The 12,556-nt window shown below is 51.3% G+C and carries 7 protein-coding genes; all 7 read right to left on the reverse strand.

What is annotated here, in order from left to right:
* Positions 1-17 precede the first annotated feature (17 nt).
* The gene (gene gspS2 / locus A1SC_RS09825; protein WP_001309757.1) at positions 18-428 is read right to left on the reverse strand and encodes a type II secretion system pilot lipoprotein GspS-beta; all 411 of its coding nucleotides are present in this window, start codon (positions 426-428) and stop codon (positions 18-20) included.
* A gap of 65 nt (positions 429-493) precedes the next feature.
* On the reverse strand, positions 494-1,303 hold the full coding sequence (gene pppA / locus A1SC_RS09820) for a prepilin peptidase PppA (RefSeq protein WP_016262543.1): 810 nt from the start codon (positions 1,301-1,303) through the stop codon (positions 494-496).
* A gap of 325 nt (positions 1,304-1,628) precedes the next feature.
* A complete protein-coding gene (gene sslE / locus A1SC_RS09815) occupies positions 1,629-6,194 on the reverse strand; it encodes a lipoprotein metalloprotease SslE (RefSeq protein WP_016262544.1) in 4,566 nt (1,521 codons plus the stop codon).
* Between the two features lie 493 nt (positions 6,195-6,687).
* Positions 6,688-8,370, reverse strand: coding sequence for a glycolate permease GlcA (gene glcA / locus A1SC_RS09810; protein WP_000259271.1), 1,683 nt, complete (start codon positions 8,368-8,370; stop codon positions 6,688-6,690).
* A gap of 354 nt (positions 8,371-8,724) precedes the next feature.
* Positions 8,725-10,896 (reverse strand): malate synthase G, encoded by a 2,172-nt coding sequence (gene glcB, locus A1SC_RS09805; protein ID WP_016262545.1) that lies wholly within the window; start codon positions 10,894-10,896, stop codon positions 8,725-8,727.
* 21 nt (positions 10,897-10,917) lie between these two features.
* Positions 10,918-11,322, reverse strand: a complete 405-nt coding sequence (locus A1SC_RS09800) for a GlcG family protein (protein ID WP_000853256.1) — start codon at positions 11,320-11,322, stop codon at positions 10,918-10,920.
* A 4-nt stretch (positions 11,323-11,326) separates the two neighbouring features.
* Positions 11,327-12,550 carry a glycolate oxidase subunit GlcF gene (gene glcF, locus A1SC_RS09795; RefSeq protein ID WP_016262546.1) on the reverse strand — a complete coding sequence of 408 codons (1,224 nt, stop codon included), beginning with the start codon at positions 12,548-12,550 and terminating at the stop codon, positions 11,327-11,329.
* Positions 12,551-12,556 lie beyond the last annotated feature (6 nt).

Consider the following 12,556-nt stretch of genomic DNA (forward strand, 5'->3'; position numbering starts at 1 on the left):
TTTATATATACCCGACGTTATGCTTTGACTATTCCACAGGTGGTACGATCCAGTTTCCGCTGATACTGGTTGCCTGTGCGTGTATCATTAATCGTTATGCTGTAATTAATCCCCTCAGTGATCATTAATTTCACCGTTGGGTCAGCGCACATTTGTCGTTGATAGCTGGTTAAAAACGCGTCCGGCGTTTGCGTGGTTTGAGCACCCGCTTCGCTGATAATGGTCATTTTTACCGTCGTGCCGCTACTTTGCGCCAGCACTAAGGTATATCCCGCAGATTTAATCGGCAGGTTTTGGCTGATATTTTGCGCCTGTTTTTTCGCCAGCAAACTGGCGTTTTCATTATGGCTTGCGCAGCCACTTAATAATCCTGTAACGCTTAACAATAGCGATATTAATACCCTCCCTGGCATTTGTTTTATCGACATAGTAAATAATCTCTAAGGTTATTAATGAGAGTAAAAATGTCACTTCGATAATGACGTGGTTATCATTAAAACAATGCCTGTAGATAAAGTGTTGCTATACCGCCCAGACTTAAACACGGTCCAAAAGGCAGCGTCGTTGATCCTTTTTTTGTAATAACGGCATATATCAGCCCGCAGCATGATGCAATTAAAGCAACATGGGGTAGCGACAATGCCCCCACCCAGCCACCTAAAGCGGCGAAGAGTAATACATCGCCCATGCCTAATGCTTCTTTACGCAGAATTATTCCGGCCAGCCAGCGAAGGGAGTAAAAAGTGACAAACCCCACCAGTACGCCGGTGACTGCGTCTTGTAACGTTAGCGGACTCTGCTGTGCCCATGCCGCAATCAGCCCCGTCCACAATACTCCCTGAGTAAAGACATCGGGCAGCCATTGATTATCGAGGTCGATGATACTCGCGGCAATCAGCCAGGCGGATAATATCATCACCGCCAGCCCCCATCCACTTTCCGGCCAGACCAGACTCGCCAGCAAAAAAGCGAGTGCCGTCAATAACTCGACCAGCGGATAACGCTTGCTGATTTTCGCCTGACAGTCGCGGCAGCGCCCTTTGAGCATCAGCCAGGAGAGCAGCGGAATGTTGTCACGAACGCGGATGGTCTGCTGACAATGCGGACAATGCGAGCGTGGCAGCGCCAGGCTTATTTTTAGCTGCGTGCTCGGCGTTTCACCGTGAAACTCCGCCATTTGTTGGCGAAGCATGATGGGGTAACGCCAGATCACCACATTCAAAAAACTGCCGATGATTAATCCTCCGACGGTTGCCAGGACAGGTATCGCAGCAGGATATTGCTGAAAAACATCAAAAAGCATGGTTAAAGGTTATTTGTTGTAACTTGCCGGATGCGGCGTGAACGCCTTATCCGGCCTACAGGTGTCTGCCAACGCAAGTAATCGCGGCTTCTTCCCTCCAGGCCCGATAAGCTGGCGCATCGGGCATATATGTTGACCCGGTGCGCCTTATTTCATGCCGGATGCGGCGTGAACGCCTTATCCGGCCTACAGGTGTCTGCCAACGCAAGTAATCGCGGCTTCTTCCCTCCAGGCCCGATAAGCTGGCGCATCGGGCATATATGTTGACCCGGTGCGCCTTATTTCATGCCGGATGCGGCGTGAACGCCTTATCCGGCCTACAGGCTTATTCGGCTGGCATCGAATACTCGGTAACCTTATTAATGGTTTCCGGCCCTTTTTCCGGTTTCGACAGGTGCATCGCCGCGAGCGTGTTGTAAGCCGACTGGCTCACGCCGCCTTCGAAGCTCATCTCACTTGCCCCCGGAAGCTGGTAAGCATTTGCGCCCGGATTCCATTTCTTAAAGAATTCCGAAAGATCCGCCTGAGCGACCCAGGATGCACACAGCATCAGCGTGTCAGCAGCGTTACCGTTTGACTCAGCACAGTAATTTCTTTCGCCAAACTTGGTTTTGCCTGCCTCATCGCCGCGCGCTTTACGGTGCATCAACTGGAACAGGTTCCAGCCCTTCATCCCTTTACGATCGCTGTAGAACTTAGGCAGGTCACCATCTGGATACCACTGTTTGATATCAAAGTTTTCCTCTGCCCACTCCTTCAACTGTGCGTACATCAGCAGACGGTCACCCGCACCGCCGCGCGCCCAGGCCTGACCGTTGCTCTCGTCCAGATATTCCGGCGCGACGGTAATGTCGTCAGCGACACGGTTCATCTTACCGAGATAGCGATCCTGCATGTACAGCGCCAGCACGTTGTTCGCCACTTCAGTTGCACCCGGTACGTTCAGCGGTGTTTCTGCAGCGTTATGACCGACTTCGTGCCAGATCAACCAGTCGTTCAGCGGCGTCGTCGGCAGCGTGGTGCTGTTCGTCGAGAAGCTGCTGTTCATTACCGGATAACCCGAGTGCGCATCACCGATGGAGATCTGCACATCGTTGGCGAAACGATGCTTGTGACCTGTCAATGCTTTATAGGTAAACATCCGGTGGTTACCACTTTCGCCATCACGACCGTAGAAGTCATTCATCGAGCTGGCAAAGGTATCCAGTTCCTCTGCGAATTGTTTCAGGTCACCCTTGTAATTGCTGGCGTTCAGGTTGTTCTTCGGTGCGGTGTAGACGAAAGAATCTGACTCCAACTCGCCCAACGGCGCAGGAGATTTCAGATCGTTTTTCCATGCGCCGTCTTTATAGAACGGTGCTTTTACCACACCGGTAAAGGTGAAGCTGGCAGATTTATTATTCTCCTTGCTGTCGCCCTTGATATAAATCAGACCACCATAAGGAGCCGTAAACTTCACCGTACCATTAGCCTCCAGAGTATACGTTTTAGTCACTCTCGGCGGACGGTTCAGCGCAACTTCATGCTTTTCACGTCCGGTCAGGTCGTCAGCCAGCGCCACGGTGACAGTCACAGGAACGTCCGCTGTAGACTCAATGGTGACCTCTTTCTGAGCCGGAGCCCACAGGCCGGTTGATTGCATGTTACCTGCAAACCATTTAGTCGGATTCGAGTACAGGCTGATGGTTTCCGTAACATTCTCACCCTCTGCCGATACTGCTCCCGGATACTTCTCAACATCAACTTTAATGTTCAGATCCCACCAGGAACGCCCCAGCATCAGACGCGTCAGCGGTTTTTCCATATAGTTGAGCGGATAGCTCGGGTTCATCATGCCCGCTTTGGTAGTATTATCTCCGTAGATCATGTTGTTATCGACCAGCGATTTCTTCAGTTCCGCGGAGCACTCGGTGCCGCCCTCGTAAGCATTGTTGGCGTAGCAGTTCAGGAACTCGGTGAACGTTTTAAAGCCCAGCTCGTCATTTTTGCCTTCTTCATAACGATAAGCCGTGTCGTTCCACAGCCAGACCGACATGTTCTGGTACAGACGTTCGAGATCGACGCTGTTCAGACGTTCGCCTTTACTGCCTTTAGTACGGAAATAAAGCTCATGTTGATACAGGCGCTGAATGTTGGTGCCTAAATCCGCAGCCTGCACCATCGCTTTCGCAGTGTCGGCGTCAAGATTCAGTTGCGTATACTGCGGAACATACATTGTCCCCGTCACAGGAACACCCGTACCAGGACGATATTCCAGGCAGTTGACCTCATAGTGATATGTCGAGTCCTTACACTCCTGTAATCCAGGAAACTTTTCAAAGATTTTTGCCTTTGCCGCCTCCAGAGACTCTTTTGTTTTAAACTCCGCCTCATCGATAAAGGCATAGCGCTTGACCTGTTCGCCATCGACATCTTCCAGCCAACTGGCCACTTCCAGTTTCGGCTTGTCATCAGGCTTACCTTCTTCCTGATATTTCCAGGTCACTTCCCCTGTAGTTGTGTCGATGGTGTACGGCGGCTGCGCACCGTCTGCGGCAGGATAACGTTCATAAACCCAAATGCCATTCGCTCGGCGCTGGCGTACGCGATCCGGATAACCCTGCGGATCGTTGTTCACCACCGATTTGTTCAGAGCCATTGACAGACCCGCGGCATCCAGCAGACGCACAAAGCCAGACGCGCTCTCTTCCTTAAGATTGCTCATCACGTTTTCCATGATCAGCACTGATCCGCCTTTGTTCAGATAGGCGATCAGATCGGTCACATCCTGCTGAGTCAGCTTCGGTTTGCTGGTATCTGCACGCAGAGGCACTGCATAGGGATCGCCAGACCACTGAGTCACATATTCAAAACCGTTGAGGATCAGCAACGGAACTTCTTCCGGATTCAGATCGCCATAGCTGGTCAAATGTTTAACAGAAATACCTGCAAAATCCGGATGGAAGCCAAATGGAGCACTGTTCCCAGTGACCTGGCCATGACGTTTGAAATAAACGTTTTCCAGGTTCGTACCCACGGTCATTGTGCTCTTGGTATTCGGCTGCCAGATGTCGTTTGACAGGTAGCGCAGTACGTTCTGCATGAAGTGCTTCATATCATCTGAATCACCGCTGAGCGTACACTCACCTTTATCATTGACACCACCGGCCCAACTGTAACCATTAGGGCAACGCAAAATGCTGTTGTAGTGCGGGTTACCGATAACCATCAGCTTGCCATCACCGACTTGCCCCAGCGAAATAAACGGCAGGTTGAAGGTCGCGGTATCGCGCGTCACGTTTTCCGGCACAACAAGAGAAGGCGCTTCAGTAATGTACGCCAGCTCGTTTTTATCCCAGGCGCGTTTTTCACCAAAGGCCAGCCAGTAGTTTTTATCATTACGCGCCATCAGAATCGGGAAGGCCGCGTTGGAGATATTCACCACCGCCTGACCGCGCGCATTACCGGTGCTGCCATAGAAGTTGGTGGAGTCATGGAATACATGGAACTTGCTGACAGATTGGTAGTTCGTATCCACACCCCACAGTTTGTTGATAACGCCCTGAATCTGACCGTCATTAACATTGCGTGTCGTCAGCGAGAACCAGCGTGCAGAGTTGCAATTGTTGGTTTTGCCACAAATCGCAGTATCGATCTCTTTGGCCTGCCCCATTTCAAACTGCTCGATAAATTCGTTTGGCAGCACAACGGTTTGATCGCCTTCATCCAGCGTCGCGCCATTGGATAACGAGAGATTGATAATCTCGTTAATCACGTTGGGATATTCAGCAAAGACCTTGCGTACATCGTCCGGAACAACACGGGTATTATTTTGCCCGGTCGTCGAATAGCGATGAATCAGTTGATCGACATTCGCGCCGCGAACTTCATCACCCAGTTCAGTCAGCGCAATGGTCGACTTGTTGCCGCGTACTGAGCCAAGTTCAAAGGTATCGATACCAAAGGAGATGGTTTCGCCCCAGCTAAAGGAAAATTCACCATTTTCCCCTGTCACACCACGGCCTGAATTGGTGTAGTAGTCAACACCAGCAACACCATATCCCTGGCTATCCACCAGGCGGCCTTCGGAGAGAATAATTTCAGTAGGTTGATACTGATAAAACTGTTCCGCATTAGCTGACACAAATTTGGCGTTCAGATCCGGCGTTGTTCCCTCTGTCGTGACGGGCACGACCGGTGAGGTATGGGTGGATGGCGCTTTATCGGTCGCGACATTGTTTTCCACTTCCTCATTTACCAGCTTTTTGAATTCTTCCGGTGCCAGATCGATTTGCTTATACAGTTTTTCAAAGCGTGCGCGATCGACCACTGACGAGAAGGTCAGACAAAGTTGTTCTGCATCCGCCGGGCAACTGTCGCTGGAAGTTAACAGAGAGATAGCGTTGGTTTTCTCATTTTCAGAATCCGCCAGCTCCTGCGCGTCCTCGAGGCTAAACGACACTTTGTCAACCGCACGCAGGCTACGCGCAGCTTCTGACTGGGTGTTGAAAGTTGCAATGGTCGTACTACCAACCACACAACTCACGGTGTTGCCAGGTGTAAAAGTAAAGCCATCGCTGGATTCACCATTACAGGTAGCACCAGTTACCCGCTGGCTTCCGCCCAGGGTCAGATAACCCGTTTTCGTGGGAACAGGTTCTGGCTCTGGTTCTGGTGTCGGCTCAGGATCAGGGGTTGGATCCGGCGTAGGTTCTGGGTCCGGCGTCGGCTCAGGCGTCGGCTCCGGGTTTGGTGTTGGATCAGGTTTCACTTCCGGCAAAGACCCTGTTCCAGAATCTACAGGCGGAGTATCGGAGGACGAGCCTGAACCACCGCCATCACAACCGGCTAACAGGGTTGCGCTTAAAATAGCCGCTAAAAGCGATTTCTTATATTTAAATTTCTTATTCATTAATAACGCAAGTGACAAAACAAAGTTAAAAAATTCGTAACTGTGGAAATAGTTTTATGTTTTACCTTCTCTAAAAATAACCTCCATTCTTAAGAAATCTGCATTATTGATAACGAAATAGATAAAATTTATAGGAATATCCCCTATACGATGTCAGAGGGGTGATTTATAAAAATTTTTAACAAACAAAAAAGTAACAATCATTCACAATATTACTATCTCAAGTCATTGATAGTTTTAACGATTGCGATTGCAAAAGCAACAGATAGCACGCTACTTGCTCATCAAGCGAACACAATTAATACAGCTTGTTTTGCGTGGTAAAAAAACACAGATTTTCACGCCATTAATTATTTACCGGGTTATCTAATCATCAAACATTATTGATCTGATGATAATAAATAGAGAAATAATCTTGCTATTGTTTAGCCGGAATAACGAAACAGATATGAAAAAAGCCGGATGATATTTACAGCCATCCGGCTCTATTGAATTACGAAACCAACATTCCGGTAAACACATATGCCTGCAGCAGCGTGATAATGCCAATAACGCTGGCAAAGATCAGACTGTGCTTCACGGTGTAACGGAACAATTCAGATTCTCTGCCCACCATGCCCGTCGCGGCGCAGGCCACGGCGATAGATTGCGGGGAGATCATCTTGCCGGTCACGCCGCCGCTGGTATTTGCTGCCACCAGCAGAGTGTCCGAGACGTTGATTTGCTGCGCGGTGGTTGATTGCAGTGAACCAAACAGGGCGTTCGAGGATGTGTCAGAGCCGGTAAGAAATACCCCCAGCCAACCAAGGAACGGCGAGAAGAACGGGAACATCACGCCAGTACCCGCCAGTACCAGCGCCAGCGTAGTGGACATGCCGGAATAGTTGGTCACGAAGGCAAATGCCAGCACCATGCCAATCGACAATATCGGCCACTTCAGGCTAATTAGCGTTTCTGCGAAAACGCCAATACCTTTCTTGATCCCGACACCAAGAATGAAGATAGAGATAATTGCCGCGATAAAAATCGCAGTTCCACCAGCGGAGAGTGGATCAAATTTAAACACCGCATCCATTGGCGTCGGTTGGGCGACAATGGGTGCCGCTTTCAGTACCTGTTGATGCAAATGGGGGATCTGGAAGTTAATCACCAGCGAATAAAACGCGCCGCCCGGAGCGAATAACGCTTTAAACGGCTTCATGGTCCAGATGGTGACCAGCACCGTTAAGATTAAAAACGGTGACCACGCACGAATGATTTGCCCAAGGCTGTATTCTGACGGTACTGGGCCGCCAGAAGACGGTTTATTCACCACCATCGCACCTGCGGATTGCCCCATGCTGATTGCCGTTTCGGTATTTTTCGGCCGCCAGACTTTGAGGAATAAAGAGAGTGAGACGATACTCACCAGCGCCGAAGTAATATCCGGCAGTTCCGGGCCAATGTAGTTAGAGGTAAAGAACTGGGTAACTGCGAAGCTACCACCCGCCACCAGCGCCGCTGGCCATGTCTCTTTCACCCCTTTCCAGCCGTCCATCATCGCCACCAGCCAGAACGGCACCAGTACCGACAGGAACGGCAACTGACGTCCCGCCATTGCGCCAATGTCGAACGGATCGATGCCAGTCACCTGACCGGCAACCAGAATAGGCACGCCCAACGCACCAAACGCCACCGGCGCGGTGTTGGCAATCAGACACAGCCCCGCCGCGTATAACGGTTTAAAGCCCAGTCCCACCAGCAGCGCGCCAGTAATCGCCACCGGCGCGCCAAAGCCCGCAGCTCCTTCTAACAGTGCGCCAAAAGAGAAGCCAATCAGCAACACCTGCAAACGTTGATCGTCGGTGATGGAGATAACCGAGCTGCGGATAATATCAAACTGGCCGCTGGCAACGGTTAATTTATAGAGGAATACCGCCGCGACAATAATCCAGGCGATTGGCCATAAACCATAAATAAAACCATATCCCGCAGCAGCAAATGCCATATCAATCGGCATTTTAAAGGCGAATATCGCAATCAATATCGATAATATAAGGGTTATTGCTCCGGCGACATGCCCTTTCAGACGTAATATCGCAAGCGCAACGAAGAAGAATATTATCGGGATCAGGGCAACCAGAGCGGATAGCCCCAGCCCTCCCATCGGCATATACATTTGGGTCCAGGTAACCATATTGTTCAGTCTCTTATTATCTTTATATGCTTGATATGCTTAAGGTTGTAATAAGCAAAAGAGGACTGAACTGTAAAATATAGGCGTTATACTTTACAGCAACAGCACGCCGCTAACGCAATTGCTACCTCAGGCATAACAAGTATATCGGGTAAGGGGTTCTGTTCCGCACCCGCAGGCGCAGAGTATCGTTAAGATGTCCATATTGTTGTTTTAACCCGCTAATGATGCGCTACGGGTATTTAATTTTATTAAACCCTGATAATCGCTCCGGTTATTTCCGGGATAAATGTACTACCGCAGTAACTATAATAGCCCCAGCGGTAAAACTTGCCGGGGCTTTTGCTATTGCTATTAATGACTTTCTTTTTCGCGTAAACGCCAGGCATGTAATAACGGTTCGGTATAACCGTTTGGCTGTTTCACACCGAGGAAGATTAAATCGCTGGCGGCTTTAAACGCACACGAGTTAGCAAAATTCCCCACCATCGGACGATACGCCGGATCGCCAGCGTTTTGCTGATCAACCACTTTCGCCATATTCTCCAGCGACGCCTGCACCTGTTCTTTGGTCAGAATACCGTGACGTAACCAGTTGGCGATATGTTGGCTGGAGATGCGCAGCGTTGCACGGTCTTCCATCAGCGCCACGTTGTGGATATCCGGCACTTTTGAACAACCAATCCCCTGCTCTACCCAACGCACCACATAACCCAGAATCCCCTGCACGTTGTTATCCAGCTCTTGTTGGATCTCTTGTGCCGACCAGTTTGCGTTTTCAGCAACCGGAATGGTCAGCAGATCGTCCAGCAGAGGCTCAAATTCTGCATTGAACTCTGTGTTGGCAATGTTGGCTTGCACGCTCTGTACGTTGGTTTGGTGATAGTGCAACGCATGCAACGTGGCTGCGGTCGGTGACGGAACCCAGGCCGTGTTCGCCCCGGCACGTAACTGATCGCCCTTTTGGCTGTACATGTCTGCCATCAGATCTGGCATTGCCCACATCCCTTTACCGATTTGCGCTTTACCGCGCAGCCCACAAAACAGGCCGGAAAGCACGTTATTGCGCTCGTAGGCTTTGATCCACGGTGTCGATTTCATCTGGTTTTTACGCAACATCGGGCCCGCTTCCATCACCGAATGCATCTCATCACCAGTACGGTCGAGGAAGCCGGTGTTGATGAACGCCACGCGGTTGCGTGCCTGGGCGATACAACTACGCAAGTTCAGCGAGGTCCGGCGTTCTTCATCCATAATGCCCATTTTCAGGGTATTTGGTTCCATACCAAGCATGGTCTCAACGCGGGTAAACAGTTTGTTGGCAAACGCCACTTCCTGCGGACCGTGCATTTTCGGTTTCACAATATAGACGCTGCCAGTACGCGAGTTTTTCTGCACTTTTAAGTCGTAGAGGGCAATCGCACCTGTCATGACGCCATCAAGAATACCTTCCGGAATTTCATTGCCTTCGCTGTCCCAAATTACGGGGATAGTCATCAAATGCCCCACGTTGCGGATAAACAGCAGCGAGCGCCCGTGCAAAGAAATTTCAGAACCATCGGCGGCGGTGTACTGACGATCGTCATTCAGTTTACGCACGATTTGCCGACCGTTTTTCTCCATTTTCTCTTGCAGAGTGCCCTGCATCAGCCCCAACAGATTGCGGTACAGCAGGATTTTATCTTCAGCATCAACCGCAGCGACCGAGTCTTCACAATCGAGAATGGTACTGATGGCGGCTTCGACGATAACGTCGTTGATATGCGCCGGATCGTCTTTGCCAATCCGTCCGTTGGCATCGATTTGCAGTTCGATATGCAGACCGTTATTTTTCAGCAAAATGCAGGTCGGTGCAGCAGCATCACCACGGTAGCCGACAAACTGCGCCGGGGTACGTAACGTGGTTTCTGAGCCATTTTTCAACAGAATACGTAATTGTTTGTCGACCACCTTAAACGCCGCCACATCCTGATAGCTGCCGTTTTCCAGCGGTAGTGATTCATCGAGGAAGCGGCGAACCCAGGCGATAACCTGCGCACCACGCTGCGGATCGTAGCCGCTGACCATCGCCCCTTCCTGCGGGATGATGTCGCTGCCGTATAGCGCATCGTACAGTGAACCCCAGCGAGCGTTCGCCGCATTCAACGCGTAGCGGGCGTTCATTGCCGGAACCACCAGTTGCGGCCCCGCCTGGCTGGTGATTTCGCTGTCGATGCCGGTGGTTTCCACCGTCACATGGCCCGGTTGCGGCACCAGGTAGCCCAGTTCACGCAGGAAAGATTTATAGGCTGCTTTATCTTTTACCGGCCCCGGATTGCGGCGATGCCATTCGTCGAGCGCCGCCTGAATGCGATCGCGCTCTGCCAGTAACTGACGATTCTCTGGCGACAGATCGTGAACAATATCATCAAAATTGTGCCAGAACGCCGTAGAGTCCAGCCCTGTTCCGGGTAAAACTTCTTCATCAACAAAACGTTTAAAGTTGGCGTCAATGCGTAAACGGCCCTGGGTTATGGTTTCACTCATTGTTAATCTCCTCGTTTTCGCTTATTTCGCCAATACCGCTGCTGCCGCTTTCGCGACCTGCGCATCCTGTGCCCCGGTTAAACCAGACACACCCACAGCGCCAATAATCTGCCCATCAACAACAACCGGTACGCCGCCTTCCAGCGACGTCAGTAACGGTGCCGTCACAAACGCCGTACGTCCGTTGTTCACCATCTCTTCATAGCCCTTAGTTTCGCGGCGCCCCAGCGCGGCGGTACGCGCTTTCTCCTGGGAGATGTAGGCCGCAATCGGCGCGCAATCATCCATACGACTTAACGCCAGCAGATGACCGCCGTCATCGGCAACAGCAATGGAAACGGACCAGTTATTTTTCTGCGCCTCTTCCTGACCTGCGGCAATAATTGCACTCGCCATTTGCTGGCTAAGAATGACTTTAGTTTTCATTTTGTTATTCCTTTTCAAGGGCTTGTTCTACAATTTCAATCCAGTGACGCACAGAGGTACGACCGGCGCTCGCCAGATGCGTCTGGCAACCAATGTTGGCGGTAACGATCATTTCCGGTTTGCCGCTTTCCAGCGCATTCATTTTGTTATCCCGCAACTGGCGCGCCAGATCGGGATGCGTTAACGCATAAGTTCCCGCCGAACCGCAGCACAGATGGCTGTCGGGAACGTCGGTTAAGGTAAATCCCAGCCGCAGTAACACTTTTTCTACTTCGCCATTCAGTTTTTGCGCATGTTGCAGGGTACACGGACAGTGGAAGGCCAGTTTTTTATCGCCGCGAATCGCCAGCTTTTCCAGCGGCTCCTCACGCAAAAGCTCGACTAAATCAACCGCCAGTTCGCTGACCTGACGCGCTTTATCGGCATACAACGCATCGTTTTTCAGCATCTGCCCATACTCTTTAACGAACGCCCCACAGCCGCTGGCGGTTTGCAAAATTGCCTCGGCGCCTGCTTCAATCGCCGGCCACCAGGCATCAATATTATTTCGCGCGCGCGCTAACCCTTTCTCTTGCGCATTAAGATGATAGTCCACCGCGCCACAACAGCCTGCTTCGTTAGCTGGCATGACGCTGATCCCCAGACGATCCAGCACCCGCGCGGTTGCCGCGTTGGTGTTGGGCGAAAGCGTAGGCTGGACGCAACCTTCCAGCATTAAAACCCGACGCTTATGACGCAACGGCGGACGCGGTTTGGCTTTCACGATCCCGGCGGGGAGTTTTGCTCTAATCTGCTCTGGCAAAAACGGTCGTAGCACCAGGCCTACTTGCGTCAGCGCACGGAAGACCGCCGGACGCGGCACTACCTGACGCAGCCCTTCGCGTAGCATTCGATCCGGCAGTGGACGTTTCACTTTTTGCTCGACGATATCACGCCCGATATCCAACAGAGTGTGATAGCGCACACCAGAAGGACAGGTGGTTTCACAGTTGCGGCACGTGAGACAGCGCTCGAGATGCTCCTGCGTTTTAAGTGTAACTTCGTTACCTTCCAGCACCTGTTTAATCAGATAGATGCGCCCACGCGGCCCGTCCAGTTCATCACCCAGGAGCTGATAGGTCGGGCAGGTTGCGGTACAAAATCCGCAGTGCACACAGGCGCGCAGAATGCTGTCAGCTTCCAGCGCCCGCGTATTCTGGCGCATCTCTTCGGTTAACCGGGTTTGCATAGTCTG

Origin of the sequence: Escherichia sp. KTE52, assembly GCF_000408325.1 — a bacterium.
GTDB lineage: Bacteria > Pseudomonadota > Gammaproteobacteria > Enterobacterales > Enterobacteriaceae > Escherichia > Escherichia marmotae.

Excerpts from the sequence above, each read along its gene's own strand:
- A1SC_RS09800 (WP_000853256.1), bottom strand. The coding sequence starts at position 11,322 with ATGAAAACTAAAGTCATTCTTAGCCAGCAAATGGCGAGTGCAATTATT.
- pppA (WP_016262543.1), bottom strand. The coding sequence starts at position 1,303 with ATGCTTTTTGATGTTTTTCAGCAATATCCTGCTGCGATACCTGTCCTG.
- glcA (WP_000259271.1), bottom strand. The coding sequence starts at position 8,370 with ATGGTTACCTGGACCCAAATGTATATGCCGATGGGAGGGCTGGGGCTA.
- sslE (WP_016262544.1), bottom strand. The coding sequence starts at position 6,194 with ATGAATAAGAAATTTAAATATAAGAAATCGCTTTTAGCGGCTATTTTA.
- glcF (WP_016262546.1), bottom strand. The coding sequence starts at position 12,550 with ATGCAAACCCGGTTAACCGAAGAGATGCGCCAGAATACGCGGGCGCTG.
- glcB (WP_016262545.1), bottom strand. The coding sequence starts at position 10,896 with ATGAGTGAAACCATAACCCAGGGCCGTTTACGCATTGACGCCAACTTT.
- gspS2 (WP_001309757.1), bottom strand. The coding sequence starts at position 428 with ATGTCGATAAAACAAATGCCAGGGAGGGTATTAATATCGCTATTGTTA.